This window comes from Marilutibacter maris, assembly GCF_003233695.1.
Lineage (GTDB): Bacteria > Pseudomonadota > Gammaproteobacteria > Xanthomonadales > Xanthomonadaceae > Marilutibacter > Marilutibacter maris.
Map to the genome: position 1 here is coordinate 2823633 of NZ_CP029843.1, position 26572 is coordinate 2850204.

Annotated in this window: 25 protein-coding genes; 12 read left to right on the forward strand and 13 right to left on the reverse strand. The window is 68.8% G+C overall.

Translation table 11 applies throughout. The features are described 5' to 3' along the window. Positions 1-163 precede the first annotated feature (163 nt). Positions 164-1198 carry an L-threonine 3-dehydrogenase gene (tdh, locus tag C9I47_RS12460; RefSeq protein WP_190238503.1) on the forward strand — a complete coding sequence of 345 codons (1035 nt, stop codon included), beginning with the start codon at positions 164-166 and terminating at the stop codon, positions 1196-1198. 7 nt (positions 1199-1205) lie between these two features. Next, the gene (locus C9I47_RS18090) at positions 1206-1337 is read left to right on the forward strand and encodes a hypothetical protein (protein ID WP_262982903.1); all 132 of its coding nucleotides are present in this window, start codon (positions 1206-1208) and stop codon (positions 1335-1337) included. A 221-nt stretch (positions 1338-1558) separates the two neighbouring features. On the opposite strand, the gene C9I47_RS12465 is transcribed toward C9I47_RS18090, so the two are convergent. After that, the gene (locus C9I47_RS12465) at positions 1559-2248 is read right to left on the reverse strand and encodes a hypothetical protein (RefSeq protein ID WP_145985516.1); all 690 of its coding nucleotides are present in this window, start codon (positions 2246-2248) and stop codon (positions 1559-1561) included. A gap of 105 nt (positions 2249-2353) precedes the next feature. On the opposite strand from C9I47_RS12465, the gene kbl reads away from it, so the two are divergent. Next, a complete protein-coding gene (gene kbl / locus C9I47_RS12470; RefSeq protein WP_111267029.1) occupies positions 2354-3571 on the forward strand; it encodes a glycine C-acetyltransferase in 1218 nt (405 codons plus the stop codon). A gap of 39 nt (positions 3572-3610) precedes the next feature. Here kbl and C9I47_RS12475 read toward each other — a convergent pair whose 3' ends face one another. The 4 genes from C9I47_RS12475 to C9I47_RS12490 form a co-directional block, all read right to left on the reverse strand. Then, on the reverse strand, positions 3611-4330 hold the full coding sequence (locus C9I47_RS12475) for a pseudouridine synthase (protein WP_407067523.1): 720 nt from the start codon (positions 4328-4330) through the stop codon (positions 3611-3613). Between the two features lie 68 nt (positions 4331-4398). Continuing rightward, positions 4399-4917, reverse strand: coding sequence for a hypothetical protein (locus C9I47_RS12480; protein WP_111268131.1), 519 nt, complete (start codon positions 4915-4917; stop codon positions 4399-4401). Positions 4918-5163: 246 nt separating this feature from the next. Continuing rightward, a complete protein-coding gene (locus C9I47_RS12485; RefSeq protein WP_111267031.1) occupies positions 5164-6252 on the reverse strand; it encodes an OmpA family protein in 1089 nt (362 codons plus the stop codon). Between the two features lie 409 nt (positions 6253-6661). Further along, entirely contained in the window at positions 6662-7777 is a 1116-nt protein-coding gene (locus tag C9I47_RS12490) for an OmpA family protein (RefSeq protein WP_111267032.1), read from the reverse strand. Between the two features lie 354 nt (positions 7778-8131). On the opposite strand from C9I47_RS12490, the gene C9I47_RS12495 reads away from it, so the two are divergent. Further along, complete coding sequence (locus C9I47_RS12495) at positions 8132-8950, forward strand: DODA-type extradiol aromatic ring-opening family dioxygenase (RefSeq protein ID WP_111267033.1); 819 nt, start codon at positions 8132-8134, stop codon at positions 8948-8950. On the opposite strand, the gene C9I47_RS12500 is transcribed toward C9I47_RS12495, so the two are convergent. After that, complete coding sequence (locus tag C9I47_RS12500) at positions 8935-9876, reverse strand: LysR family transcriptional regulator (RefSeq protein WP_111267034.1); 942 nt, start codon at positions 9874-9876, stop codon at positions 8935-8937. The two genes, C9I47_RS12495 and C9I47_RS12500, sit on opposite strands and share 16 nt — an antisense overlap. A gap of 94 nt (positions 9877-9970) precedes the next feature. Between C9I47_RS12500 and C9I47_RS12505 the strand changes: the two genes are divergently transcribed. From C9I47_RS12505 to C9I47_RS12540, 8 genes are all read left to right on the forward strand, one after another. Beyond that, the gene (locus C9I47_RS12505) at positions 9971-11209 is read left to right on the forward strand and encodes an MFS transporter (protein ID WP_223250126.1); all 1239 of its coding nucleotides are present in this window, start codon (positions 9971-9973) and stop codon (positions 11207-11209) included. Positions 11210-11275: 66 nt separating this feature from the next. Then, positions 11276-12547 carry an SGNH/GDSL hydrolase family protein gene (locus C9I47_RS12510; protein WP_111267035.1) on the forward strand — a complete coding sequence of 424 codons (1272 nt, stop codon included), beginning with the start codon at positions 11276-11278 and terminating at the stop codon, positions 12545-12547. A 102-nt stretch (positions 12548-12649) separates the two neighbouring features. Continuing rightward, complete coding sequence (locus C9I47_RS12515; protein ID WP_111267036.1) at positions 12650-13669, forward strand: zinc-binding alcohol dehydrogenase family protein; 1020 nt, start codon at positions 12650-12652, stop codon at positions 13667-13669. A 95-nt stretch (positions 13670-13764) separates the two neighbouring features. Further along, positions 13765-14139 (forward strand): MerR family transcriptional regulator, encoded by a 375-nt coding sequence (locus tag C9I47_RS12520; RefSeq protein WP_111267037.1) that lies wholly within the window; start codon positions 13765-13767, stop codon positions 14137-14139. A 186-nt stretch (positions 14140-14325) separates the two neighbouring features. Beyond that, positions 14326-14736 carry a carboxymuconolactone decarboxylase family protein gene (locus C9I47_RS12525; protein ID WP_111267038.1) on the forward strand — a complete coding sequence of 137 codons (411 nt, stop codon included), beginning with the start codon at positions 14326-14328 and terminating at the stop codon, positions 14734-14736. A 285-nt stretch (positions 14737-15021) separates the two neighbouring features. Next, the gene (locus C9I47_RS12530) at positions 15022-17079 is read left to right on the forward strand and encodes an NADPH-dependent 2,4-dienoyl-CoA reductase (protein ID WP_111267039.1); all 2058 of its coding nucleotides are present in this window, start codon (positions 15022-15024) and stop codon (positions 17077-17079) included. A 1132-nt stretch (positions 17080-18211) separates the two neighbouring features. Beyond that, entirely contained in the window at positions 18212-18676 is a 465-nt protein-coding gene (locus C9I47_RS12535) for a cell wall hydrolase (protein ID WP_111267040.1), read from the forward strand. Between the two features lie 102 nt (positions 18677-18778). Then, positions 18779-19390, forward strand: coding sequence for a glutathione S-transferase N-terminal domain-containing protein (locus C9I47_RS12540; protein WP_111267041.1), 612 nt, complete (start codon positions 18779-18781; stop codon positions 19388-19390). A 54-nt stretch (positions 19391-19444) separates the two neighbouring features. Here the strand turns inward: C9I47_RS12540 and C9I47_RS12545 are convergent, their stop codons facing one another. The 7 genes from C9I47_RS12545 to C9I47_RS12575 all read right to left on the reverse strand — a co-directional run bounded on the left by C9I47_RS12545 (position 19445) and on the right by C9I47_RS12575 (position 26569). Continuing rightward, a complete protein-coding gene (locus C9I47_RS12545; protein ID WP_111267042.1) occupies positions 19445-19900 on the reverse strand; it encodes a potassium channel family protein in 456 nt (151 codons plus the stop codon). 78 nt (positions 19901-19978) lie between these two features. Further along, a complete protein-coding gene (prpC, locus tag C9I47_RS12550) occupies positions 19979-21148 on the reverse strand; it encodes a bifunctional 2-methylcitrate synthase/citrate synthase (protein WP_111267043.1) in 1170 nt (389 codons plus the stop codon). A 304-nt stretch (positions 21149-21452) separates the two neighbouring features. Beyond that, entirely contained in the window at positions 21453-22340 is an 888-nt protein-coding gene (gene prpB, locus C9I47_RS12555) for a methylisocitrate lyase (protein ID WP_111267044.1), read from the reverse strand. Between the two features lie 90 nt (positions 22341-22430). After that, the gene (prpE, locus tag C9I47_RS12560) at positions 22431-24317 is read right to left on the reverse strand and encodes a propionate--CoA ligase (RefSeq protein WP_111267045.1); all 1887 of its coding nucleotides are present in this window, start codon (positions 24315-24317) and stop codon (positions 22431-22433) included. 100 nt (positions 24318-24417) lie between these two features. Continuing rightward, on the reverse strand, positions 24418-25065 hold the full coding sequence (locus tag C9I47_RS12565; RefSeq protein WP_223250127.1) for an RluA family pseudouridine synthase: 648 nt from the start codon (positions 25063-25065) through the stop codon (positions 24418-24420). A 100-nt stretch (positions 25066-25165) separates the two neighbouring features. Continuing rightward, a complete protein-coding gene (locus C9I47_RS12570) occupies positions 25166-26149 on the reverse strand; it encodes a malate dehydrogenase (RefSeq protein ID WP_111267046.1) in 984 nt (327 codons plus the stop codon). A gap of 60 nt (positions 26150-26209) precedes the next feature. Then, on the reverse strand, positions 26210-26569 hold the full coding sequence (locus C9I47_RS12575) for a glutaredoxin domain-containing protein (RefSeq protein ID WP_111267047.1): 360 nt from the start codon (positions 26567-26569) through the stop codon (positions 26210-26212). Between the last annotated feature and the right edge of the window lie 3 nt (positions 26570-26572).

The following is a 26572-nucleotide window of genomic DNA, read 5'->3' on the forward strand; positions in this document are numbered from 1 at the left end:
GATAGGTCAAGCCTGCGGCCGTGGGCAAACCGGCGGCCCGCGGCGGCGGCCAACGGCCACGACGCGCAAGGTCGCCGCCCCGTGGCGGCCATCGCTGCCGATCGGGGCGCCCAGGGGGCCCGGCGTATAATTGCCGATCTCCCCAACCGCCTCGGCGACCCCCATGACGCAAATGATGAAGGCCCTGGTCAAACGCGAAGCAGGCAAGGGCATCTGGATGGAACAGGTGCCGGTGCCGTCACCGGGCCCGAACGAGGTCCTGGTCAAGCTGGAAAAGACCGCGATCTGCGGCACCGACCTGCACATCTACCTGTGGGACGAGTGGAGCCAGCGCACGATCGAGCCGGGACTGGTGATCGGCCACGAGTTCGTCGGCCGCGTGGTCGAGATCGGCCCAGGCGTCACCGGCTACCGCCCGGGCCAGCGCGTCTCCGCCGAGGGTCACATCGTCTGCGGCCACTGCCGCAACTGCCGCGCCGGCCGCCAACACCTGTGTCCGAACACGATCGGCATCGGCGTCAATCGCAACGGCGCGTTCGCCGAGTACATCGTGATGCCGGCCAGCAACCTGTGGCCGATCCCCGATCAGATCCCCGGCGAGCTGGCCGCGTTCTTCGACCCCTACGGCAATGCCGCGCACTGTGCGCTGGAATTCGACGTGGTCGGCGAGGACGTGCTGATCACCGGCGCGGGTCCGATCGGCATCATCGCCGCCGGCATCTGCAAGTACATCGGCGCGCGCAACGTGGTCGTCACCGACGTCAACGACTACCGCCTCAAGCTCGCCGCCGACATGGGCGCGACCCGCGTGGTCAACGTCGCCAACACCTCGCTGAAGGAAGTGATGGCCGACCTGCACATGGAGGGCTTCGACGTCGGCCTGGAAATGAGCGGCAATCCGCGCGCGTTCAACGACATGCTCGACTGCATGTACCACGGCGGCAAGATCGCGATGCTCGGCATCATGCCCAAGGGCGCCGGCGCCGACTGGGACAAGATCATCTTCAAGGGCCTGACCATCCACGGCATCTACGGCCGCAAGATGTACGAGACCTGGTACAAGATGACCCAACTGGTGCTGTCGGGCTTCCCGCTCGGCAAGGTGCTGACCCATCAACTGCCGATCGACGACTTCCAGGAAGGCTTCGACCTGATGGAATCGGGCAAGGCCGGCAAGGTCGTGCTGAGCTGGGTCTGAGCCGGCGATGTCCGCAGCCGCGTGGCTGACCGGGCTGGTCGCGCTGTTGCTCGCCGGCCTGGTCGCGACGATGATCCGCGGCGCGCGCCTGCCGGCCCGCCCGCGCGGCGACGACCGCGAGCCCCCACAGGCACCGTAGGCCCCGCGGAAGCCCCATCGCGACTCACGCCGCTGCTACGGGATTCCGTGCCGGCGGATGGCGTTGACGTTGTCCGTTCGCATGCTCGGACCGCGGGACGTCCTGCGAGTCCGGGCGGCTTCGTCGGCATCGGGGGCGGCAACAGGTTTTCGTAGGAGCGGCGTAAGCCGCGATGAAGCGTTCACGGAAAGCCCTCTTTTCCGAATCTCCGGTCGCCGCGCCTACCGGGGCACAGCATGCCGCCGCTCGCGCCACCACTGCCAGGCGAACACCAGGAACATCGCGGTCAGCCACAGGCCCAGGATCCACTCCAGACGGTTCTCCCAACGCTCCCGCGCCATCGGGTCGACGAGCGTCGCGGTGACCGCCACGCTGGTCAGGCCGACGGCCAGCATTCCGACCGCGACCCTGCGCAGCGCCGCGAACCCGGGCGCGTCCTCCCGGTCGTGCGACATCCGCCGCAACAGCGCCATCAGGGCAAGGAAGGTGCCGCCGAAATAGACGGTGATGCCGTAGCGACGCAGCAGGCCGTAGATCTCGCCCTCGCTGCCGAGGGCGCTGGTGTACAGGGCCAGGAACGCGCCCGCGACGATACCCAGCCAGGCGATCTCCGCCGGATCGCGCCCACCACGCAGCTGCAACCAGCGCCGCGCCCGCCACCAGAACAGTGCCTGCAACCCCGCCGCAGGCAGCATCAGGGCCTTGAACAGACCATTGCCGACTCCGTGTCGTGCCGCCCGGCTGATCGACACGCAGCCATCGATATACGGCACGCAGGCCGGCACCAGCCCGTCGCGGACCGACAGCCATAGCGCCACGTGCCCGGCCACCAGCGGCAGCAGCGCGCACAGCAGCGGCAGCCACCACGGCGGCGGCAGGCAGGCCGGCATGGGTCCGCTGCGGGAGTCCATGCATCGATGCTAGGCGATACCGGCCCTCCCTGCCGCGATCCCCGTGCGCCCAGCCGATAGAATGGCGTTTTCCCCGCGCCCTCCCCGCCCACGCCGGAGCCGACCATGCCGAACGACACCGCCCCCGCCTCGCTGACCGCCCGCTACGCCGACGAACTCGACTCGATCCGCGAGCAGGGCCTGTTCAAGGCCGAGCGGATCATCACCAGCCCGCAGTCGGCCGAGATCACCCTCGCCGACGGCCGCACGGTGCTGAACTTCTGCGCCAACAACTACCTGGGGCTGGCCGATCACCCCGATGTCATCGCTGCCGCCAAGCAGGCGCTGGACAGCCACGGCTTCGGCATGGCCTCGGTGCGCTTCATCTGCGGCACCCAGGACCTGCACAAGCGACTGGAGCAGACCATCGCCGACTTCTTCGGCACCGAGGACACCATCCTCTATGCCGCCTGCTTCGACGCCAACGGTGGCCTGTTCGAACCACTGCTGGGACCAGAGGACGCGATCATCTCCGACGCCCTCAACCACGCGTCGATCATCGACGGCGTGCGCCTGTGCAAGGCGCAGCGCTTCCGTTACGCCAACTGCGACATGGCCGACCTGGAAGCCCAACTGCAGGCGGCCGACGCCGCCGGCTGCCGGACCAAGCTGATCACCACCGACGGCGTGTTCTCGATGGACGGTTTCATCGCTCCGCTCGACGAGATCACCGCGCTGGCGCAGAAGTACGGCGCCCTGGTCCACATCGACGAATGCCACGCGACCGGCTTTCTCGGCGCCCACGGCAAGGGCTCGGCCGAGGTCAAGGGCGTGCTCGAGCGCATCGACATCATCACCGGCACCCTCGGCAAGGCGATGGGCGGCGCACTGGGCGGCTTCACCACCGCCAGGCGCGAAGTGATCGAGATGCTGCGCCAGCGTTCGCGTCCGTACCTGTTCTCCAACTCGCTGCCGCCGCACGTGGTCGCCGCCGGCATCAAGGCCTTCGAGATGCTCTCCAGCGCCGGCGAGCTGCGCGAGCGGCTTGCGGCGAATACCGCCTACTTCCGCGAGCGGATGAGCGCCGCCGGCTTCGACCTCAAGCCCGGCGTGCACCCGATCGTTCCGGTGATGCTGTACGACGCACCGCTGGCACAGCAGTTCGCCGCGCGCCTGCTGGAGGAAGGCATCTACGCGATCGGCTTCTTCTTCCCGGTGGTACCGAAGGGGCAGGCACGCATCCGCACCCAGATGAGCGCGGCGCATACCCGCGAGCACCTGGACCGCGCCATCGACGCGTTCACCCGGATCGGTCACGAACTGGGGGTGCTCAAGACCGCCTGATCCGGGCTCGCGGCAATCGGCCCGCGGGCGGCTGCGGGTTCAGCGCGTGGGGTGCGCCAGCGCTTCGAACTCGGCGCGACTGAGTTCGCGCCATTCGCCCTTGCCCAGTTCTCCGATCGCCAATTCGCCGATCGCGACCCGGACCAGCCGTAGCACCGGCAACTGGAATGCCGCCAGCAGGCGGCGGATCTGCCGGTTGCGTCCCTCGTCGAGCACGATCTCGAGCCAGGCGTTGCGGCTGCCCAGGCGCAGGACCCGGGCACTGCGTGCGGCCAGGTGTTCGCCCGCGTCCTCGACGCCGGTCACCAGGGCCGCGAGCACCTCCGCACTGGGCTGGCCGCCGACCTGGACGTGGTAGGTCTTGTCCGGGCCGGAGTCCGGACCGGTGATCCGCGATGCCCAGCCGGTGTCGTTGCTGAACAGCAGCAGCCCTTCGCTGGCCTTGTCCAGCCGCCCCACCGGCGCGATCCAGGGCAGACTGGCGCCATCGAAGCAGCGGTAGACAGTGTCGCGCCCCTGCTCGTCGCGGACCGTGGTGACCAGGCCGCGCGGCTTGTTGAGCATCAGGTAGAACGGCGTCGGCGGTCGCAGGTCGAGGCCGTCGACCCGGATCGAGTGGCGGTCGCGCACGACCGGGAACTCGGGATCGCGGACCACGCGCCCGTCCACGCTGACCCGCCCCGCCTGCACCCATCGCGTCGCCTCGGTACGCGAACACACCCCCTGCTTGGACAGGGTGCGGGCAAGGCCGTGGCGGATCATCGCTCCCATCGCGACAGCGGCCGCTTTCGCGGCCGCCCTCGGGTCAACTTCGGAACCGCCATGGCTTACTGGCCGTCGCCCTCGGCTACGGCCGCCTCGGCGTTCTCCGCCGGCGCCGGCGCGGCCGCCGCGGCTGGTGCGCCCTTGGCCACGCGCACGCCACGCGACTTCATCCAGGCGTCGAACTCCTCGGCGGTCATGCGCTTGCCGTTCTGATTCATGTCGAAGCGCCACGGACCGTTGTCGAACTCGGTGCGCGGCTTGTACGCGGCCGGCGCCTGCGTCTCGGCCGCGGCCGGCGTGGTGGCCGGCATCGCCTTGGCCAGGCTCTGGCAGTTCTCCAGCTTCAGCCGGAACACCACCTGGTCGATCGACTGCGCCTCGTCGTAGGCATGCGCAAGTACGCCGGTCGGTGCGCCGAGCTGGTGGCTGGGCACGCTCAGCTCGCCCGACACCGGCGCCACGATGGTCGGGCGGATCGGCATCGACTTGGGCGCGACCAGCGCATTGCAGTCGCCGGCCTGCTGGGCCTGGGCCATCCCGGCCATGAGGATGAGTGGGAGGGCAAGGACGGCGCGCTGCATGAAGTTCTCCTGATCGATGCGCCCGATGCGCACGGGATGCGCGGGCGTGATCGGAGTGTAGGCGCGGGATGCGACGGCGACAACCGCCGATTGCGGGTTTGCGACCTGCGGCGGCGATGGGCATGACCGCCCGCACATACCGCCATGCGCCCGCCGGCGGCGGCACGACGCGGACAAAAAGAAACCCGGCACGAGGCCGGGTTTCCTTCGAGTCGGTGGCAGGCCCTCGGGCCCGCCGGGCCGGACTCAGTTCTGCACGTTCAGCTCGGTACGACGGTTGACCTCCGAGCGGCAGCCCGGCGAGGTCTGGGCGGTCGCTTCCAGCGGACGGCTCTCGCCGTAACCGATCGGACCGACCATGCGCGAAGCGTCGATGCCGTTGCTGGTCAGGTAGTCGTACACCGCGGTCGCACGACGCTCCGACAGCTTCTGGTTGTACGCGTCCGAACCGCACAGGTCGGTGTGGCCGGCCACTTCGACGCGCAGCTCCGGATAACGCTTCAGGATCTCGGTCGCCTCCGACAGGATCGCCACCGCGTCCGGACGCAGGGTCGACTTGTCGAAGTCGAAGTTCACGCCCTTCAGGTCGATCGTCACCGGCACCGGGCAACCGTCCGGACCGATGGTCTGGCCGGCCTGCGAACCCGGGCACTTGTCGTCGCAGTTGTTGACGCCGTCGCCGTCGTCGTCCAGGTCCGCGCAGCTCGGGACCGGAGCCGGCGCCGGGGCCGGGGCCTCGACGGCACGCTCGCCCAGCGGGATCACCACGCCGACCGAAGCCAGCACGTCGCCGAACCAGTCGGTATCGGTGTCGCCGTTCACGTTCTGGCCGTCGAAGTCGGCACGGTAGGCCAGTTCGGCACGCATCTTGGCGCGGCTGCCGACGTCGCCCATCACGCCCAGACCGAGCTTGGCGGCGAGGCCGCCGTCTTCGCGCTCACCCGGCGAGTTCGGGTTCGGGAACACGTCGTACTCCTCCTCGGCGCGCTGGTAGCCCATGCCCATCAGCATGTACGGGTTCCAGTTGCGGCCTTCCTGGATGAAGTGGCGACGCAGGTCGAGCGAGATGCCGTACTGGCTCCAGTTCAGATTCTGGTTCGCGTCCAGGTTCGGATTCTGGTAGTTCAGCTCACCGTCGAGCGACCAGTTCGGGCTCAGGAACCGGCCCAGGCCGGCGGCGACGAACGGCGCGTTGCGGGTGCCGCGGTCGTTGTCCTGGATGTTGAAGCCGGTGGCACCGGTGATGTACCAGCGGTCGTCGTAGTCCTGCGCTGCAGCAGCCTGCGAGAACGCCAGGCCGGCGAGCAGAGCGGTGCTCAACAAGCGGATCTTCATACTCACACTCCTTGGGGTAGATCGGTCTTGGACAGGTCTTGGGATTGGGTCAGATCAATCGGATCAGTATTTCGCACGGCGGTTGCAACTCAGGGACACGCTCGCTGAGCTCCTGCCGGCACCGCGGTCACTGCGAGCGGGATCATACACTGTCAATGCGTTTGTTAAAACATCTTAACGACATACCGCAGGCAGCGTCGGCAAGCGCTTGATTCGCATCCCGCGGGCCCGGCACGCACGCCAGTGGCTGCTTCGGCCCATATTGGCGAAACCGCACCGCCCCGACGGCGCCGGGCGACACCTTGCCGGCCCGACATAATCGCGGACGATTCGCGGACAAAAAGAAACCCGGCACGAGGCCGGGTTTCCTTCGAGTCGGTGGCAGGCCCTCGGGCCCGCCGGGCCGGACTCAGTTCTGCACGTTCAGCTCGGTACGACGGTTGACCTCCGAGCGGCAGCCCGGCGAGGTCTGGGCGGTCGCTTCCAGCGGACGGCTCTCGCCGTAACCGATCGGACCGACCATGCGCGAAGCGTCGATGCCGTTGCTGGTCAGGTAGTCGTACACCGCGGTCGCACGACGCTCCGACAGCTTCTGGTTGTACGCGTCCGAACCGCACAGGTCGGTGTGGCCGGCCACTTCGACGCGCAGCTCCGGATAACGCTTCAGGATCTCGGTCGCCTCCGACAGGATCGCCACCGCGTCCGGACGCAGGGTCGACTTGTCGAAGTCGAAGTTCACGCCCTTCAGGTCGATCGTCACCGGCACCGGGCAACCGTCCGGACCGATGGTCTGGCCGGCCTGCGAACCCGGGCACTTGTCGTCGCAGTTGTTGACGCCGTCGCCGTCGTCGTCCAGGTCCGCGCAGCTCGGGACCGGAGCCGGCGCCGGAGCGACCGGAGCGGACGGTTCCGGACCCAGCGGGATCACCACGCCGACCGAGGCGAGGATGTCGCCGAACCAGTCTTCACCGTCGTTGTTCTCCGGGAACGGGTCGTCGTTGACCAGCTGGGCGCGGGTGCCGTCGATGCCGACCGCACGGTAGGCCAGCTCGGCACGCATCTTCACGCGGCCCATGTCGCCCTGGATACCGCCGCCGAGCTTGATCGCCGCCGCACCCTCTTCCTCTTCATACGGAGAGTTCGGGTTCGGGAAGTTGTCGGTCTCGATCTCCTCGCGCTGGTAGCCCAGACCCATCAGCAGGTACGGGTTCCAATCGCGGCCTTCCTGGATGAAGTGGCGGCGGGCGTCGAACGAGATGCCGTACTGGCTCCAGTTCAGATTCTGGTTCGCGTCCCAGTTCGGGTTCTGGTAGTTCAGCTCGCCGTCGATCGACCAGTTCGGCGTGATGAACTTGCCCAGGCCCAGGCTGACGAACGGCGCATTGCGCGTCTCGCGGTCGCTGTCCTGGAGGTTGAAACCGGCGGCACCGGTGATGTACCAGCGGTCATCGAAGTCCTGCGCATTGGCCGCCTGGGCAAGTCCCAGACCACCCAGCAGGGCGGCGCAGAGGAGTTTCTTATTCATCTGTTGCTCCTTGGTTCTAAATAAATAGTGGAAACACGCGTCTGCGAGGATCCATACCGTCTGGACGGTCACCCATGTTCGGACGCCATCGGAGCGCAGGGTAGGCGCGTCATCGTGAAAGCGATGTTAACGCGTATCTAACATTGGCAAGCTCGAAAGTCCGAAACTTAACAGGGGTTCAGACAGCTCTGGCGGCGTGCTCCGGAATCGAGTGGAAGCGCCCAAAAGTCATCTCGTGACGCCCGTTCGACATCTTCCCTGCCGTCGTCCGTAGCGCCCACCATTGCATGGCTGGAACAGCACGATGCCGGCATGACGCTTGGTCGCGCCCGACCGCGGCCGCAAGCTTGCGGCATGAACAGTCATCGCCCCGCTCCGCCGTCGCTGCCCACCCGGCCGCTGCCCACGTTGTTCCTGTCGCACGGTTCGCCGTTGCTGGCGGTGCAGGACTCGCCCGCCGGCCGCTTCCTCGATGGCCTGGCCGACACCTTGCCGCGGCCGTCGGCGATCGTGGTCGCGTCGGCGCACTTCATGTCGATGCAGCCGCTGGTCGGCGGCGATCCGCGACCGCGCACCGTGCACGACTTCAACGGCTTCCCCGAGCCGCTGTACGCGATCGACTACCCCGCCCGCGGCGAGCCGGCGCTGGCCGAGCGGATCACCGGTCTGATCGCCGGTGCCGGATTGCCGGCGCGCCTGCGACCCGCGCATGGACTCGATCATGGCGTCTGGGTGCCGCTGCGGCGGATGTTTCCCGATGCCGACATTCCGGTGATACCGCTGTCGGTGATGCCGCATGCCGACGCCGCCACCCACCTGGCGCTGGGCCGAGCGCTGGCCCCACTGCGCGAGGAGGGCGTGCTGACGATCGGCTCCGGCGGCTTCATCCACAATCTCGGCGACCTGGATTTCACCCGCATCGATGCGCCGTCGCCAGGGTGGGCGCGCGAGTTCGGCGACTGGATGCGCGAGCGGCTGCGGGCACGCGACTGGCCGGCGCTGCTGGACTGGCAGGCGCGAGCACCGCATGCGCAGCGTGCGCATCCGACCGTCGAACATCTGATGCCGTTGTTCGTCGCCCTCGGTGCCGCCGGCCTGTCGCCGACGCCACAGCCCCTGCACGCCTCGCAGGAGTACGGCTCGCTGGCGCTGGACGCCTACGCGTTTACCTGACCGTCGGCGCAGACCGGCTCGCGCTCCCACGGCGGCTCGCGACCGAGGCGTTCGAGCAGGAAGTCGACGAAGGCACGGACCCGCGGCGGCACCAACCGCCGCTGCGGCATCACTGCATGGATGCCGCCGTCGTCGTTGCCGAACTGCGGCATCACCCGGACCAGGCGGCCGGCACACAGGTCCTCATGCACGTGCCAGGTCGAATGCAGGGCGATGCCGAGACCGGCGACCGCGGCGTCGCGCAGGGCCTCGCCGAAATTGGATTCGAAGCGGCCGCGGACCCGCACCGCGATCTCGTCGCCGCCCGCGTCCCTCAGCCGCCAGACGTCCTGGCGTCCCTGGCGGCCGACCAGCAGCAGGCAATCGTGCCCGGCCAGCTCGGCCGGCGTGCGCGGTGTGCCGTGTCGGCGCAGATACTCCGGCGACGCGCACAGCAGGCGGATATTGTCGGTCAGCCTGCGCGCGACCAGCCGCGAGTCCTCGAGCTGGCCGATCCGGATCGCGAGGTCGAAGCCGGCGCTGACCAGGTCGACGACCTCGTCGGTCAGGTTCAGGCTCAGCGTCACCCGCGGGTGCAGGGCCATGAACTCGGCCAGCAACGGCGACAGGTACTGGCGCCCGAACGAGGCCGATGCGGTCACCCGCAGCATGCCGGCGACCTCGGTGCCGCCCTGGCGCAGGCCGCTGGTCAACGCCTCCAGATCCTCGACCAGGGCGCGCCCGCGCTCGGCAAGCTCCTGCCCCTCCGGGGTCGGATGCAGGCGGCGGGTGGTGCGATGGAGCAGCCGCACGCCGAGTTCGCGCTCCAACCGCTTCAGGCGTTGGCTGGCGACGGCGACCGACAGGTCCAGGCTGCGCGCGGCGGCGCTGATCGACCCCTGATCGAGCACCCGCAGGAACAGCTGGATGTCATCGACACGGTCCATTATCAACCAATACTTGAAAGTAATTATCGATAATGGCCGTTTCAGAATAATATGCAACTCCCTAGGCTGGCGACTCCTTTCCGGATCCGCCGCCATGCCGACCGCCGCCCCCACCGCCCCTTCCCGCCGCGAACGCATGCCGGTCGCGTTGTACGCGCTGACCGCCGGCTCGTTCGGCATCGGCTGCGCCGAATTCGTGATCATGGGCCTGCTGCTGCAGGTCGCCGCCGACCTGCAGGTCTCGATCGCCGCCGCCGGCCTGCTGGTGTCGGGGTATGCGCTGGGCGTGTTCGTCGGCGCACCGCTGCTGACCCTGGCCACCCGGCGGATGCCGCGCAAGGCGGTGCTGCTGTCGCTGATGGTGATCTACACCGTCGGCAATGCCGCCTGCGCGCTGGCGCCGGACTACGCCAGCCTGATGGCGGCGCGGGTGCTGACCTCGCTGACCCACGGCACCTTCTTCGGAGTCGGCGCGGTGGTCGCGACCGGACTGGTACCGGCCGAGCGGCGCGCCTCGGCGATATCGATCATGTTCGCCGGGCTGACCCTGGCGACCCTGCTGGGAATGCCGGCGGGCGCCTGGCTGGGCCTGCAACTGGGCTGGCGCGCGACGTTCTGGGCGATGGTCGCGGTCGGTCTGGTCTCGCTGCTGGTGATCGCACTGTGGGTACCGCGAAGCCGCGGCGAGTCCGCCACGGTGCCGCTGCGCGAGGAGCTGGCGACGATGGCGCGTCCGCAGGTGTTGATCGGACTGGCAATGACCATGCTCGGCTTCGCCGGGGTGTTCACGGTGATCACCTACATCCAACCGATGCTGACCCGGCTGACCGGCATGCCGGAGGCGGCGGTGTCGCCGGCGCTGCTGGTGTTCGGCTGCGGCATGGTCGTCGGCAACCTGCTCGGCGGGCGCTGGGCCGACCGCCGACCGACCCCGGCCCTGCTCGGCAGCCTGCTGGCCTTGGCGCTGGTGCTGGGTGCGATGAGCTTCGCGCTGCGCTCGCCGACCGCGATGACCGTCTTCGTCGGCCTGCTCGGAGTCGCCGCGTTCGCGACGGTGTCGCCGCTGCAACTGCGGGTGTTGCGCTTCGCCGAGGGCGCCGGCCAGAACCTCGCCTCAAGCTTCAACATCGCCGCGTTCAATCTCGGCAACGCCACCGGCGCCTGGCTCGGCGGCGCGGTGATCGAACACGGTCCGGGACTGGCTTCGGTGACCTGGGTCGCCGCCCTGGTGACCCTGGCCGGACTGGCGATGGCGGGCTGGAGCGTGCGCCTGGAAAGCACCGCGCGCAGCCGCGCCGCGCTCCCCGCCGATTGCGTGCCGGGACGGGCCTGACAGCGCTTCCCACCACGCCGCCACGAAACCGCCGCGCACCTTCCCTCGAACGGAGATCGACTCGACATGTCCAGCCCCACACCCACCTGGCGCCTGCGCCTGGCCGCTCCCGTCGCCGCCCTGCTGCTGGCGATCGCCCTGCCGTTGCAGGCAGCCACGCCGGCAACACCGAGCTGGACCGCGACCTGGACCGCCAGTCCACAACCGCGCTGGGACGGCGAGTTCGCACTGCCGACGAACCTGCCGTTCCAGTTCTGGAACCAGACCGTGCGCCAGGTCGCGCGGGTCAGCATCGGCGGCGAACGCGTGCGCGTGCAGGTGTCGAACCGCTACGGCGACCGTCCGCTGCGGATCGGCGCCGCGCATCTGGCCCTGGCCGGCGAAGACGGCGCGATCGTCGCCGGCAGCGACCGCGTGCTGAGCTTCGGCGGCGAGCGCGAGGTGGTCATCCCGCCCGGCGCGCCGATGCTCAGCGACCCGGTCGACCTCGACGTCGCCGCGCTGTCGCAGGTCGCGGTCAGCCTGTACCTGCCCGAGCCCACGCCGCCGTCGACCTTCCACTGGGACGCGCGCCAGACCGCTCATGTCGGGGCCGGCGACCAGACCGGTGCGATCTCGATGGAAGCCGATGCGACCCTCACCACGCGGGTGTTCCTGTCCGCGATCGAGGTCGAGGCCGCTTCCGGCACGCGCAGCGTGGTCGCGTTCGGCGACTCGATCACCGACGGCAACATGGCCAGCATCGACGCCAACGCACGCTGGCCGGACGCGCTCGCCGAGCGTCTGGCCGGTGATGGCATCGCCGTGCTCAACGCCGGCATTTCCGGCGCGCGCGTGCTCAGCGACCGCATGGGCCAGAACGCGCTGGCACGCTTCGAGCACGACGTGCTCGCCCAGCCCGGCGTCGCCAGCGTGATCGTGCTGATGGGCATCAACGACATCGGCTGGGATGGCACGCCGCTGGCGGTCGACGACGCCCCGACCGCCGCACCCGCGCTGATCGCAGGCTATCGCCAGCTGATCGCCCGCGCCCGTGCGCGCGGCGTGCGCATCGTCGGCGCGACCCTGACCCCGTTTGCCGGCGCACTGGATGCGACGCCGATGCGCGGCTATTACAACGCCGACAAGGAGCGCATCCGTCAACAGGTCAACGCCTGGATCCGCGACAGCGGCGAGTTCGACGCGGTCGTCGACTTCGACGCCATCGTCCGCGACCCGGCGCAACCCTCGCGGATGCGCCCCGCCTACGACTCCGGCGACCACCTGCACCCAGGCGACACCGGCTACCGTGCGATGGCCGATGCGATCGACCTGCAGGCCCTGCTCGGCGACCGCTGACCCGCCGGCACGCCCACCCCAACCGACACTCCCTATCGCCAGTCCGCTGCGATCCATGCATTCCGCTCGCGGACTGCCGCTGCCACCGAAGGAACCACTCATATGAAAGCCATCGCCCTGACCCGCTACCTGCCGATCGACGACCCTCAGTCATTGCAGGATGTCGACCTGCCCGCGCCGCCGGCGCCGAGCGGCCACGACATCCTGGTGCGGGTGGCCGCGGTGTCGGTCAATCCGGTCGACACCAAGGTCCGTTCGCCGAAGGCCACCGTCGAAGCCAATCCGCGCGTGCTCGGCTACGACGCCTGCGGCATCGTCGAGGCGGTCGGCGACGCGGTCTCGCGCTTCAAGCCCGGCGACCGCGTCTACTACGCCGGCGACATCGGCCGTCCCGGCAGCAACGCCGAACTGCAGCTGGTCGACTCGCGCGTGGTCGGCCATGCCCCGCGCTCGCTCGACGACGGCCAGGCCGCGGCGCTGCCGCTGGTCGCGATCACCGCCTGGGAGCTGCTGTTCCATCGCATGCCCTACGACAGCGAGAAGGGTGGCGAGGGCAAGACCCTGCTGGTGATCGCCGGCGCCGGCGGCGTCGGTTCGATCGCGATCCAGCTCGCGCGCCGCGCCGGCTTCACCGTGATCGCCACCGCCTCGCGCGAGGACACCGTCGCCTGGTGCGAGGCGATGGGCGCGCATCACGTGATCAACCATCGCCAACCGCTGGCGCCGCAGCTCAAGGCACTGGGCCTGGAGAGCGTCGACGCGGCGATCAACCTGGCCGACACCGTCGCCTACTGGGAGGTGCTCGGCGAGCTGCTGGCGCCGCAGGGCCACGTCGGCCTGATCGTCGAGCCCGACGCGCCGCTGAAGATCGGCGACCCCTACAAGCTCAAGTGCATCGGCATCCACTGGGAGATGATGTTCGCGCGGCCGCTGCTGAAGACCGCGGACATGGACGAGCAGGGCAAGCTGCTCGACCGCGTCGCCGCCCTGATCGACGCGGGCGAGCTCAAGAGCGTCCAGCGCGACACGCTGTCGCCGATCAATGCCGCCAACCTGCGCGAAGCGCACCGCCGGCTCGAATCGGGCGCGACGATCGGCAAGCTGGTCGTGGCCGGTTGGTAGGACAGTCGTCGCGATGCCGTCGTCGTGATGCCGAGCCCGGGGGCGGACGCACTGCTACATTCCAACCTCCGGGTACGGCAGCGGGAGACCACGCGGTGAACGTCAAGGAGTTTTCCAGTCGGGTGGGCATCAGTCCGCACACCGTCCGCTACTACGAAAAGATCGGGTTGTTGCGCGATGTCCACCGCCTTGCCAACGGTCACCGCGATTTCTCCGAGAAAGACATCTCCTGGATCGGCTTCGTGCAGAGGCTGAAGGACACCGGGATGCCACTGGAGCAGATCCATCGCTACGCCGACCTCAGGGCCGAAGGCGCATCGACGCTGAGGGAGCGGCACGACCTGCTCGAACGACATGCCTCTGCGCTGGAGCAAAGCCTCGCCGAACAGCAGCGCCACCTGGACCGGCTCCGCGAGAAGATCGCGCTCTATCGGGCGGCGATGGACGGGCGCGAAACGCGCTTGACTTAGAGCCGACTCGAACCCGCAAGCTCCCGTCGAACACACCGGCAGGAGCATGGACACGTGAAGGAACCGGGCACACCTCCCGACTCTCGGGACAGGCGGCGCTTGCTGCGCACGGCAGGACTGCTGGGCGCAGTGGCCTGCGGTCAATACGCACCCGCCGGCCGCACTTCAATCCATCGGGAGACAGGCATGGGCATCAACAGCGTGGGCATCGACAACGACGAGCGCTTCGAGCGAGGCTGGGAGAAGCTACGGGAAATCGACGGCGAAGCGGGCGAACGGGTCATCGAGTCCCTGAAGGACATCGCCCCCGACCTTGGCCGCTACACCATCGAATTTCCATTCGGGGACGTCTACAGCCGCCCCGGGCTGGACCTGAGGTCGCGGGAGATCGCCACCGTTGCCGCGCTGACCGCACTGGGCAACGCAGCGCCGCAACTGAAGGTGCACATCCATGGTGCGCTCAACGTGGGATGCACATCGCAGGAGATCGTCGAGGTCATCATCCAGATGGCAGTCTACGCGGGTTTCCCGGCCGCCTTGAACGGCGCGACCGCTGCCCGGGAAGTCTTCGCCGAACGCGGACTCATCGAAGCATAGGAATCCGCTGCGGCGGGACTGTCGGTCCCGGTATCGGCGCAAGTGTCGACCGGCCCCCGGTGCGGCAGGTTTCGTGCCCGGCCCGGAGATCCGTGCATTCGCCCCCGGCAGGTCCCGGGCGACTCGCGACACAGCCCCTGATCGCCCATGAGCGGATGCCATGCCCACACCGCCCGCGCCCCTGGCGTGGGCGGTGTCGCCTGAACAGGCGGTGCCGGGCCGGAAAAGTTGAAGCCGGCACGCTTTCACGGCATCGTGCGGGCTTCCGTACGCCAGCGTATCGCCATGCCAGCCAATCACCCCGCCGCGGACAGCGCACCGCACCCGCTCTACCCGCACCTGTTCGAACCGCTGGACCTGGGCTTCTGCACCCTGTCCAACCGCGTGCTGATGGGATCGATGCACACCGGCCTGGAAGACAAGAGCGCCGACTTCCCCAAGCTGGCCCGCTACTTCGGCGAACGCGCCGCCGGCGGCGTCGGCCTGATCGTGACCGGCGGCTTCTCGCCGAACCTGGTCGGCTGGCTCAAACCGTTCGGCGGCACCCTGCGCTGGCCATGGGAAGTCGGCAAGCACCGCCAGGTCACCCGCGCCGTGCACGAGCACGGCAGCCGGGTCTGCCTGCAGATCCTGCACGCGGGGCGCTACGGCTATCACCCGTTGCAGGTGGCGCCATCGAAGATCAAGGCGCCGATCAATCCGTTCACCCCGCGCGCGTTGTCGGCGCGCGGCGTCGAACGCCAGATCGCGGCGTTCGTGCGCACCGCCCAGCTCGCCCGCGACGGCGGCTACGACGGCGTCGAGGTGATGGGCTCGGAAGGTTATCTGCTGAACCAGTTCACCGCGCCGCGCACCAACAAGCGCGACGACAGCTGGGGCGGCGACGCCGCTCGCCGCATGCGTTTCGCGGTCGAGATCGTGCGCCGGATCCGCGAAGCCTGCGGACCGGATTTCATCATCGTCTACCGGCTGTCGCTCCTGGACCTGGTCGACGACGGCCTGGCCTGGGACGAGGTGGTGCAGCAGGCGCAGGCGATCGAAGCCGCCGGCGCGACCCTGATCAACACCGGCATCGGCTGGCACGAGGCGCGCATCCCGACCATCGCCACCTCGGTGCCGCGCGCGGCCTTCACCGGTATCACCGCGCGCCTGAAGCCGCACGTATCGGTGCCGCTGATCACCACCAACCGCATCAACATGCCCGACGTCGCCGAAGCCGTGCTCGCCCGCGGCGACGCCGACATGGTGTCGATGGCGCGGCCGCTGCTGGCCGATCCGGCCTGGGTGAACAAAGCGCGCGCCGGACACGCGGACGACATCAACACCTGCATCGCCTGCAACCAGGCCTGCCTGGACCACGTGTTCGAGAACAAGCGCGCCAGCTGCCTGGTCAATCCGCGCGCCTGCGCCGAAACCGAGCTGAACTACACCGCCACCCGCGCGCCGCGGCGCATCGCGGTGGTCGGCGCCGGCCCGGCCGGACTGGCCTGCGCGACGGTCGCCGCCGAACGCGGCCACGCGGTGACCCTGTTCGACGGCGGCGACGAGATCGGCGGCCAGTTCAACCTCGCCAAGCGCATCCCCGGCAAGGAGGAGTTCCACGAAACGCTGCGCTACTTCCGCCGCCGCATCGAGCAGACCGGGGTCGACCTGCGTCTGCGCAACCGCGCCGACGCCGACGCACTGGCCGACTTCGATGCGGTGGTGCTGGCGACCGGCATCAAACCGCGCTTGGTCGACTTCCCCGGTGCCGACCACGCCAAGGTCGTCGGCTACCTGGACGTGCTGAGCGGCCGAGTCGAGGCCGGACCGCGGGTCGCCATCGTCGGTGCTGGCGGCATCGGCTTCGATGTCGCCGAATTCCTCGTCCACCACGGCCACTCGCCGAGCCTCGACGCCCAGGCCTGGCGCACCGAATGGGGCGTGGACATCGGCTACGAGGGCAACCGCGGCGGCCTCGCCAACGCGCGTCCGCAGCCGCCCGCGCGCGAGGTCTGGCTGTTGCAACGCAGCCCCGGCAAGCCCGGCAGGCGATTGGGCAAGACCACCGGCTGGATCCACCGCGCGACGCTGAAATCGCGCCGGGTGCAGATGCTCGGCGGGGTCGAATACCTCGGCGTCGACGACCGCGGTCTGCGCATCCGTGTCGATGGCGGCGACGAGCAGTTGCTGCCGGTGGACCAGGTGGTGGTCTGCGCCGGCCAGGAGCCGTACAAGCCGCTGGCCGCCGAGCTGGAGGGCCGCGGCATCGCGACCCACGTGATCGGTGGCGCCGACGTCGCCGCCGAACTCGACGCCAAGCGCGCGATCGCCCAGGGCAGCCGTCTGGCCGCCTCGCTGTAGGCGCAGCCGGCGACTCCCGGGCTACGCCCGGGAATCCCCAAAGTTTGCTCCGCAAACCTTGGGCCCCGCCGTTGCGCTTCCACACCCCCATTCGTGCCTGCGGCACGAATCGCCCCCTGACTCAGGGGGGAACGATATCCGGCCGCGCCCGGATATCTCCCAAAGTTTGCTGCGCAAACCTTGGGCCCCGCCGTTGCGCTTCCACACCCCCATTCGCGCTACGCGCGAATCGCCCCCTGACTCAGGGGGAACGATATCCGGCCGCGCCCGGATATCTCCCAAAGTTTGCTGCGCAAACCTTGGGCCCCACCGTTGCGCTTCCACACCCCCATTCGCGCTACGCGCGAATCGCCCCCTGACTCAGGGGGGAACGATATCCGGCCGCGCCCGGATATCTCCCAAAGTTTGCTGCGCAAACCTTGGGCCCCACCGTTGCGCTTCCACACCCCCATTCGCGCTACGCGCGAATCGCCCCCTGACTCAGGGGGGAACGATATCCGGCCGCGCCCGGATATCTCCCAAAGTTTGCTGCGCAAACCTTGGGCCCCACCGTTGCGCTTCCACACCCCCATTCGCGCTACGCGCGAATCGCCCCCTGACTCAGGGGGCTTGGCCACCCATCCCTACGGGGGCCCTGCTGTCGTGCTGTGAACCCGCTGGATCCCCCCCGCCCACGATACCGGCGCTCCTGAGAACGCTTCGGCAACCGACTCCCTGCGCTTCGAGGCTCGCCGCCTGAACGCTCAGTCAGCAATCCCTACGCGCTCGCCGACCATATAAAATCAAATAAAAACATACAGATAGATGATAGAGGATCGACTTCCAGCCCGACTCCAACGGCTCCGTCAAGCCTCCCTTGTTCACGCAGCGTTTATCAAAGCGCCGCTACCTTGCGCCAACTTTTGCTGCCGCCCCTCTTGCGGCCACCCACACCGACCCGCGTTCTGCGGCCCGGTGTCCGGGGGCAAAGCGCGCCACAGAGCCGCCGCCCTTAGTAATGCGATTTCCGCACCCTGCCCGGCTGTCCCATCGCCGCGCTCGGAAACAACGCCATGTCGTTCAGTACCAGGAGTCAACGCCCCGCAGGGGGTGGACGCCCGAGTGCGGTCGACGCAACGAAGTTGGAGTTCACATGAAACTGGCATGGATCCTCTGGCTGGCATCGGTATTGCCGCCAAACGCCGCCGACTCGCTCTGCCTGAGCACCACGCTGTACCTGGAAGCCCGCGACCAGTCCGTGCGCGGCCAGCAGGCGGTCGCCGAGGTCGCCCTGCGCCGTCGCGACAGCGGCTTGTGGGGCGACAGCGTCTGCGAGGTCGTGACCGCCCGCAAGCAGTTCGCGCCGACCATCGTTTCGCCGAACACCCGCCTCAGCAATGTCGAGGCCTGGGGCGAAGCGGTCACCGTCGCCCTGGAGGCCGAGCGCAACTGGGCGCTGCCGGCCGGCGAGCGCCAGGAGGTCGTGCCCGGCGCGAGCCACTTCCTCGCCCACAAGATCGCCAGCCCGAGCTGGCGCAACGCCTACCAGGTCGCGCAGATCGGCGACCACACCTTCCTCAAGGTGCAGACGCTGAAGCCGCGCGGACCGAAGTCGTAAGCGCCGCGGGCGCGACGCAACGTTCCGCCGCGGGCATTGAGCGGCAATCGACGGGTCGGCGATAGTAGCCGGCCCGTTCTCGTTTCCGCCGCGGAGCGCCCGATGAAGCTTTACACCAAGCCTGGTGCCTGTTCGACCGCCGATCACATCGCCCTGCACTGGACCGGGCAGCCGTTCGAGGTCGAGATCCTCGACAAGAGCACGATGAAGGCGCCGGCCTTCCTCGCGATCAATCCGGCCGGCGCGGTACCGGCGATCGTCGACGGCGACTTCGTGCTGACCCAGAACGCCGCGATCATGGGCTATATCGCCGACACCCACCCCGAGGCCGGCCTTGCCGGCGACGGCAGCGCGCGCCAACGCGCCGAGGCCGCCCGCTGGCTGGCCTTCGTCAACTCCGACCTGCATCCGGCGTTCAAGCCGCTGTTCGCGCCCGCGCAGTTCAGCGTCGATGCCGACGGCCACGACGCGGTGCGCCAGGCCGCCCACAAGCGTCTGCGCGGGCTGTTCGAGAGCGCCGACCGGCAGTTGCGGGACCGCGACTGGCTGGCCGGCTTCCGCAGTTTCGCCGACCCCTACTTCTACATCACCCTGCGCTGGGCCGGCGGCCTGAAGGTCGACCTGTCCGGGCTCGACAACCTGTCCGCCTTCAAGCAGCGGATGGACGCCGACCCCGGGGTCCGCGCGGCGCTGGAGGCCGAAGGCCTGTCCTGAGCCGTCCACGCGGCGCTGTCCGCGCGCCGGGGCGAATCCGCAGCCGGCGCGCCCTCAGCGGTCGCGGTCCTTCCAGTACTGGGTCATCTCCAGATAGGTGAACGAGGCCGACCAGGTGATCAGCATCAGGCCGACCAGGGCCTCGGTACCGGTCAGCAGCCGGATCGGCCCCACCGGCACCATGTCGCCGAAGCCGACGGTGGTGTAGACCATCGCCGAGAAGTACACGGTGTCGAACAGGTTGTCGTGATGCATGCCATGGACCTCGCCGACCCCGGCGAGGTTCAGCAGCAGGTAGTAGGCCAGGCCGAACACCCAGATCTCGACCACGTGCAGCAACAGCAGCCACAGGTATACCGCGACCAGGCGACGACGGCCGGCCCCCTCGGCGTGGCGCCGGTTGTGGGCGACGATCCGGCTCAGCATCTCGTAGTGCAGCAGGATCACGATCCCGACCACGGCGATCGTGGTGCAGGCGATGATCAGGTTGGTCGGCCAGTCCTCGTACATCCCATCGCTCCGCGAGTCGAATAGCGTCAAACGAAAAAGGGCCCGGCATGCCGGGCCCCCGTCACCGTCCGTGCGCGCTCAGCGCTTGTCGATCGCCACGTACTCGCGATCCTCCGGACCGGTGTAGTTCGCACTCGGCCGGATGATCTTGCCATCCTCGCGCTGTTCGATCACGTGCGCGCTCCAGCCGGTGGTGCGGGCGATCACGAACAGCGGGGTGAACATCGGCGTCGGGATGCCCATCATGTGATAGGCGGACGCGCTGTACCAGTCGAGGTTCGGGAACATCTTCTTGGTGTCCATCATCAGGTTCTCGATGCGCTCGGACACGTCGAACAGGGTCTGGTTGCCACCGTCCTCGCACAGCTTGCGGCTGATCTCCTTGATGATCGGATTGCGCGGATCGCCGATCGTGTAGACCGGGTGGCCGAAGCCGATGATGATCTCCTTGCGCTCCATCCGCGCGCGGATGTCGGCCTCGGCCTCGTCGGCGCTGTTGTAGCGGCTGATGATGTCCATCGCCACTTCGTTGGCGCCGCCGTGCTTGGGCCCGCGCAGCGCGCCGATCGCGCCGGTGATGCACGAATGCAGGTCCGAGCCGGTGCCGGCGATCACCCGCGCGGTGAAGGTCGAGGCGTTGAACTCATGCTCGGCGTAGAGCACCAGCGACTTGTCCAGCGACTCGGCCTGCAGCGCGCTGGGAGGTTCGCCGTGCAGCAGGTGCAGGAAGTGCGCGGCGACGCTGTCGTCGTCGGTCTCCACGTCGATGCGGCGACCGTTGCGGGTGAAGTGCCACCAGTAAAGCAGCATAGAACCGAAGCTGGCGATCAGCTTGTCGGCGATGTCGCGCGCCTCGCTGGCCGGATGGCCTTCGCGCTCGGGCAGCACCGTGCCCAGCACCGAGCAGCCGGTTCGCAGCACGTCCATCGGATGCGCGTTGGCCGGCACCAGCTCCAGCGCCTCGGCGACGATCGCGGGCAGGCCGCGCAGGCGCTTGAGCTTGGCCTTGTAGGCGTTCAACTGCGACACCGTCGGCAGCACGCCGTGGACCAGCAGGTGGGACACCTCCTCGAAGCTGGACCGGGTCGCCAGGTCGTGGATGTCGTAGCCGCGGTAGTGCAGGTCGTTGCCGCTGCGGCCGACCGTGCACAGGGCGGTGTTGCCGGCGGCGGTGCCGCTCAGGGCGACGGACTTCTTCGGCTTGGGAGCCGCCGCTTGGGCGGTGTCGGGAGTCGCGGCCTTGGTCATCGTGGTTCTCCTGCTTGGCGAAGCTGGTGGAGGGCCTGCGGGCCGATGGGCGGTGTGTTCCGCCCTATCGCCGGCTGGCCGGTGTGGGTCGACCCGGGCGTTGTCCCGAAATGACAACGCTCAGGCCTGGATGCGACCGGTGGGTCGCACCGGCTGCGGCTGCGCCACGCGCCTGCCGCAGCCGGAGGGCGGACGGACGCGCCGGCGGAGATCGATGCAGGGGGCCCGCAAGGCGGGAGTCTGTTCGCTCCGTCGGCCGACCTTCGCGCCGTGGGTTCAGAGCCTCAAGTTCAGAACCTCAAGCTCAGGACTTGCCGTCGGCGAACAGCGCGTCGAGCTTGTCCTCGTAGGCGTGATAGCCGAGGAAGTCGTACAGCTCGGCCCGCGTCTGCAAGGTGTCGATGATGTTCTTCTGCGTGCCCTCTCGACGCACGGTCTCGTAGAAGTTCAGCGCCGCCTTGTTCATCGCCCGGTAGGCGCCGCAGCAGTACAGGGCGATGTCGACGCCGGCCTCGCCAAGCTCCTCGGTGGTGAAGAACGGGGTCGATCCGAATTCGGTCAGGTTGGCCAGGATCGGCACCTTCACCGCGGCCTTGAAGCGGCGATAGTCGTCCAGCGTCTTCATCGCCTCGGGGAAGATCATGTCGGCGCCGGCTTCGACGTAGGCCACCGCGCGCTCGATCGCGCTGTCGATGCCCTCGGAAGCGGCGGCGTCGGTGCGCGCCATGATCACGAAGCCGGCGTCGGTGCGCGCATCGACCGCGGCCTTGACCCGGTCGACCATCTCGGCCTTCGGCACCACTTCCTTGCCCGGACGATGGCCGCAGCGCTTCTGCCCGACCTGGTCCTCCATGTGCACGGCGGCGACGCCGACGTTGATGAAGGACCGGACCGTGCGGGCGATGTTGAAGGCGCCGCCCCAGCCGGTGTCGATGTCGACCAGCAACGGCATGTCGGTGGCGTCGACGATGCGGCGCGCGTCGGTGAGCACGTCCTCCATGGTGCTGATGCCCAGGTCGGGCATGCCCAGCGAGTTGGCGGCGACGCCGCCTCCGGACAGGTACAGCGCCTTGTAGCCGACCCGCTTGGCCATCAGGCCGGCGTAGGCGGTGATCGCGCCCATCACCTGCAGCGGGGACTCTTCGGAGACGGCGGCGCGGAAACGCGCGCCCCGGGAATGTGCGTTGGTCATGGCATCTCCTCGTGGGTCCGCCATTCTATCCGACCCGGCCCGGTCGCCGGTCCGGCCCACGCCCCAGGCGGCCCGGTTCAGCCGCCCGGCTCAGCCTCCTGAATCCGCGCCCCGCTCCAGCGCCCGGCGCACCTCATCCAGGGCTCCGGGGTCGTCCAGGGTCGACAGATCGCCCGGATCGCGCTGCTCGGCCAGGGCCTGCAGCGAGCGGCGCAACAACTTGCCGGAACGGGTCTTCGGCAACGCGCCGACCACGTAGACCCGGGCCGGCCGCGCCACCGCGCCGAGCTGCTCGACCACCCGCGCGCGCATGCCCTCGGCCGCGGCCGCGGCGTCGCCCTCGCGCAGGGTCGCGAACACCACCGGCACCTGCCCCTTCAAGGCGTCGTGGACGCCGATCACCGCCGCCTCGGCGACGCTGGGATGGGTCGAGCAGGACTCCTCGATCTCGCGGGTGCCGAGCCGGTGTCCGGCGACGTTGATCACGTCGTCGGTGCGGCCGAGGATGAAGGTGTAGCCGTCCTCGTCGCGGATCGCCCAGTCCAGCGAGCTGTACAGCAGCTCCTTGAAATGGCTGAAATAGCTCTGCATGAAGCGCGCGTCGTCGCCCCAGACCGTGGTCAGGCAGCCCGGCGGCAGCGGTGGCTCGATCACCAGCACGCCCTTCTCGCCCGCACCGACATCGGCCCCACTGACGTCGTCGATCACCCGCAGCCGATAGCCCGGCGCCGGCAGCCCCGGCGATCCGAACTTGACCGGTTTCATGTCCAGCCCCGGCATCAGCGACAGCACCGGCCAGCCGGTCTCGGTCTGCCAGTAGTTGTCGATGATGGTCTTGCCGATGCCGTCGGTGATCCAGTGCGCGGTCGGCTCGTCCAGCGGCTCGCCGGCCAGGAACAGCCATTGCAGCTGCGACAGGTCGTGCTTCTTCAGCCAGGCCGCATCCTGCTTCTTCAACACGCGGATGCCGGTCGGCGAGGAGAACATCGTGCGCACACCGTACTTCTCGCAGATCGACCACCACACACCGGGATCGGGATTCGTCGGCAGCCCCTCGTAGAGGATCGAGGTCGCGCCGACGATCAGCGGCCCGTAGACGTTGTAGGAATGCCCGACCGCCCAGCCGACATCGGAGGTGGAGAACATCACCTGGCCGGCACGGACGTCGTAGATCGACCACATCGACAACGCCAGCGCCACCGCATAGCCGCCGACGTCGCGCTGCACGCCCTTGGGCTTGCCGGTGGTGCCGGAGGTATACAGCAGATAGCTGGGTTCGTTCGATTCCAGCCATTCCACCTCCACGCGTGCGCCGGCATGCGCGGCACGCAGTGCGTCGTAGTCGACATCGCGGCCCTCGACCCGGCTCGCGTCCGGGTCCAGTCCGCGCGACACCATCAGCACGTGCGGCGGCGGATGCTGCGCCTCGGTGCAGGCGGCATCGACCAGGGGCTTGTACGCGATCACCTTGCCGCCGCGCATGCCGGCGTCGGCGCAGATCAGCAGCTTCGGCCGCGCGTCGTCGATGCGCAGGGCCAGGTTGTGCGAGGCGAAACCGCCGAACACCACCGAGTGCACCGCGCCGATGCGCGCACAGGCGAGCATCGCGAATACCGCCTCGGCCATGTTCGGCATGTAGATCACCACCCGGTCGCCGCGACCGACATCGAGCGACTTGAGCACCGAGGCGAACACGTTGACCTCGTCGAACAGCTCGCGATAGCTGATCTCACGGGTGACGCCGGTCTCGCTGGAGATCGCCACCAGCGCCAGCTGTTCGCCACGGGCGTCGAGATGGCGGTCGACCGCGTTGTGGCACAGATTGGTGGTGCCGCCGGAGAACCAGCGCCGGAACGGCGGATCGCGGTAGTCGAGGACCTTCTGCGGCGGCGTGTGCCAGTCGATGGCCCGGGCCTGCTCCGCCCAGAAGCCTTCCGGATCGTCGATCGAACGCTGGTGGAACGCCTCGTAGCGCATGGCGGCAGCCCTGGGGAACGATGCCCCTAGCCTAGGCCGCCACCGGCACGGCTTCATTCGGACTTTGGTCGAGGACGCGGCAGCGGCATGCGAACGCGTCTCAGAACGGCGCGGCGCTGTCGAAGGCCATCGGCTCGCCAGTGGCCGGGTGCGCGAACGACAGCCGGCTGGCATGCAGACATACGCGGTCGGCGGCGGCCGCACCGTACATCGTGTCGCCGACGATCGGATGGCCGATGCTGGCCAGGTGCAGGCGCAGCTGGTGGCTGCGGCCGGTGACCGGTTCCAGCTCGAGCCGGCTGGTGTCGCTCTCGCGGGTATCCGGCCCGCCTGCTCGGGAACCATGCTCCAGCCGCCACCATCGCGTGAGTGCCGGTTTGCCGGTCTCGAAGTCCACCTTCTGCTTGGGCCGGTTCGGCCAGTCGCAGATCAACGGCAGCGCGACCTCCCCCGCGGCCTCCTCGACGCGGCCCTCGACCACCGCGACATAGCGCTTGGATACCTGGCGCCGTTCGAACTGCTTCGCCAGCGCCCGCTGCATGTCCTTGCCCCGCGCGAACACCATCAGACCGCTGGTGACCTGGTCGAGGCGATGCACGGTCAGCGCATCCGGGTAGACCGCCTGCAACCGCGACACCACGCAGTCCTGGTTCTCCGGCAACCGCCCCGGCACCGACAGCAGACCGGCCGGCTTCGCGATCACCAGCAGGTGGGCGTCGGCGTGGATGACGACGATGTCGGCGCTCATCGGCTTGTGCAGCACCGGATACCACCGGATACGGCGGCCCGAAACAGGACGGGGCGGCCGAAGCCGCCCCGCCGGAAGTCCCGATGCCGGGAGTCCATCGTCAGAGCAGATGCGCGACGCCGGCACGCTCTTCCTCGAGCTCGGCGAGGGTCTTGTCCATCGCCGCGCGGCTGAACTCGTCGACCGGCAGGTCGGTGACGCGGACGTACTCGCCGTTCGCGCAGGTCACCGGCACGCCGTAGATCACGCCTTCGGGAATGCCGTAGCTGCCGTCGGACGGCACGCCCATCGTCACCCACTTGCCGTCGGTGCCCAGCACCCAGTCGTGGATGTGGTCGATCGCGGCATTGGCGGCCGAGGCGGCCGAGGACAGGCCACGCGCCTCGATGATCGCGGCGCCACGCTTGCCGACCTGCGGGATGAAGGTGTTCGCGTTCCAGTCGGCGTCGCCGATCTTGTCCTTCAGCGACTCGCCGCCGACGGTGGCGAAGCGGTAGTCCGGGTACATGGTCGGGCTGTGGTTGCCCCACACGACCATCTTCTCGATGTCGCCGACGGCGACGCCGGCCTTGCCGGCCAGCTGGCTCAGCGCGCGGTTGTGGTCCAGGCGCAGCATCGCGGTGAAGTTCTTGGCGGGCAGATCCGGGGCCGACTTCATCGCGATGTAGGCGTTGGTGTTGGCCGGGTTGCCGACCACCAGCACCTTGACGTCGCGGCTGGCGACCTTGTTCAGCGCGGCGCCCTGGGCGGTGAAGATCTTGGCGTTCTCAAGCAGCAGGTCCTTGCGCTCCATGCCCGGGCCGCGCGGACGCGCGCCGACCAGCAGGGCGATGTCGGCGTCCTTGAACGCGACCTCGGCGTCGTCGGTACCGACCATGCCGGCCAGCAGCGGGAACGCGCAGTCCTCCAGCTCCATCATCACGCCCTTGAGCGCGGCCTGGGCCTTCTCCATCGGCAGCTCGAGCAGCTGCAGGATCACCGGCTGATCCTTGCCGAGCATCTCGCCGGAGGCGATGCGGAACAGCAGCGAATAGCCGATCTGGCCGGCAGCACCGGTAACGGCAACGCGGACGGGGGTTTTCATCGGTAGTTCCTTGCGTTTGACTGGGGGTGTGGCGAATCGTTCGTGCGGGCCGCGCCGACGTCAGAACACGTCGCGATAGCCCAGCGGTTCGAGCTTCTGCTGCAGGCCTTCGGTGTCGTAGCCGTAGACCACGTCCTGGCCGACCACCGTGGTCGGCACGCCGCGCGCGCGCAGGGCCCGCATCGCGCGTTGCCCGGCCTCGGTGTCGATGTCGATCACGCGATAACGGACCTCGGACAGCTCGAACGCCTTCTGCTGCTTGCGGCAGTACCCGCACCACTCGGCGGCGAGCATCACGATGCGGTCGTCACCGGTGGCGTTGCGCGGATCATCCGGATGCAGCGCGGCCGCTTCGCGGGGCCAGAGTTTCCAGGCCCCGACGAGGACCGCGATGATGACGAGCAGCCGGAGCGGAGACATCGA

Excerpts from the sequence above, each read along its gene's own strand:
- tdh (WP_190238503.1), top strand. The coding sequence starts at position 164 with ATGACGCAAATGATGAAGGCCCTGGTCAAACGCGAAGCAGGCAAGGGC.
- C9I47_RS18090 (WP_262982903.1), top strand. The coding sequence starts at position 1,206 with ATGTCCGCAGCCGCGTGGCTGACCGGGCTGGTCGCGCTGTTGCTCGCC.
- C9I47_RS12465 (WP_145985516.1), bottom strand. The coding sequence starts at position 2,248 with ATGGACTCCCGCAGCGGACCCATGCCGGCCTGCCTGCCGCCGCCGTGG.
- kbl (WP_111267029.1), top strand. The coding sequence starts at position 2,354 with ATGCCGAACGACACCGCCCCCGCCTCGCTGACCGCCCGCTACGCCGAC.
- C9I47_RS12480 (WP_111268131.1), bottom strand. The coding sequence starts at position 4,917 with ATGCAGCGCGCCGTCCTTGCCCTCCCACTCATCCTCATGGCCGGGATG.
- C9I47_RS12485 (WP_111267031.1), bottom strand. The coding sequence starts at position 6,252 with ATGAAGATCCGCTTGTTGAGCACCGCTCTGCTCGCCGGCCTGGCGTTC.
- C9I47_RS12490 (WP_111267032.1), bottom strand. The coding sequence starts at position 7,777 with ATGAATAAGAAACTCCTCTGCGCCGCCCTGCTGGGTGGTCTGGGACTT.
- C9I47_RS12495 (WP_111267033.1), top strand. The coding sequence starts at position 8,132 with ATGAACAGTCATCGCCCCGCTCCGCCGTCGCTGCCCACCCGGCCGCTG.
- C9I47_RS12500 (WP_111267034.1), bottom strand. The coding sequence starts at position 9,876 with ATGGACCGTGTCGATGACATCCAGCTGTTCCTGCGGGTGCTCGATCAG.
- C9I47_RS12505 (WP_223250126.1), top strand. The coding sequence starts at position 9,971 with ATGCCGACCGCCGCCCCCACCGCCCCTTCCCGCCGCGAACGCATGCCG.
- C9I47_RS12510 (WP_111267035.1), top strand. The coding sequence starts at position 11,276 with ATGTCCAGCCCCACACCCACCTGGCGCCTGCGCCTGGCCGCTCCCGTC.
- C9I47_RS12515 (WP_111267036.1), top strand. The coding sequence starts at position 12,650 with ATGAAAGCCATCGCCCTGACCCGCTACCTGCCGATCGACGACCCTCAG.
- C9I47_RS12525 (WP_111267038.1), top strand. The coding sequence starts at position 14,326 with ATGGGCATCAACAGCGTGGGCATCGACAACGACGAGCGCTTCGAGCGA.
- C9I47_RS12530 (WP_111267039.1), top strand. The coding sequence starts at position 15,022 with ATGCCAGCCAATCACCCCGCCGCGGACAGCGCACCGCACCCGCTCTAC.
- C9I47_RS12535 (WP_111267040.1), top strand. The coding sequence starts at position 18,212 with ATGAAACTGGCATGGATCCTCTGGCTGGCATCGGTATTGCCGCCAAAC.
- C9I47_RS12540 (WP_111267041.1), top strand. The coding sequence starts at position 18,779 with ATGAAGCTTTACACCAAGCCTGGTGCCTGTTCGACCGCCGATCACATC.
- C9I47_RS12545 (WP_111267042.1), bottom strand. The coding sequence starts at position 19,900 with ATGTACGAGGACTGGCCGACCAACCTGATCATCGCCTGCACCACGATC.
- prpC (WP_111267043.1), bottom strand. The coding sequence starts at position 21,148 with ATGACCAAGGCCGCGACTCCCGACACCGCCCAAGCGGCGGCTCCCAAG.
- prpB (WP_111267044.1), bottom strand. The coding sequence starts at position 22,340 with ATGACCAACGCACATTCCCGGGGCGCGCGTTTCCGCGCCGCCGTCTCC.
- prpE (WP_111267045.1), bottom strand. The coding sequence starts at position 24,317 with ATGCGCTACGAGGCGTTCCACCAGCGTTCGATCGACGATCCGGAAGGC.
- C9I47_RS12565 (WP_223250127.1), bottom strand. The coding sequence starts at position 25,065 with ATGAGCGCCGACATCGTCGTCATCCACGCCGACGCCCACCTGCTGGTG.
- C9I47_RS12570 (WP_111267046.1), bottom strand. The coding sequence starts at position 26,149 with ATGAAAACCCCCGTCCGCGTTGCCGTTACCGGTGCTGCCGGCCAGATC.
- C9I47_RS12575 (WP_111267047.1), bottom strand. The coding sequence starts at position 26,569 with ATGTCTCCGCTCCGGCTGCTCGTCATCATCGCGGTCCTCGTCGGGGCC.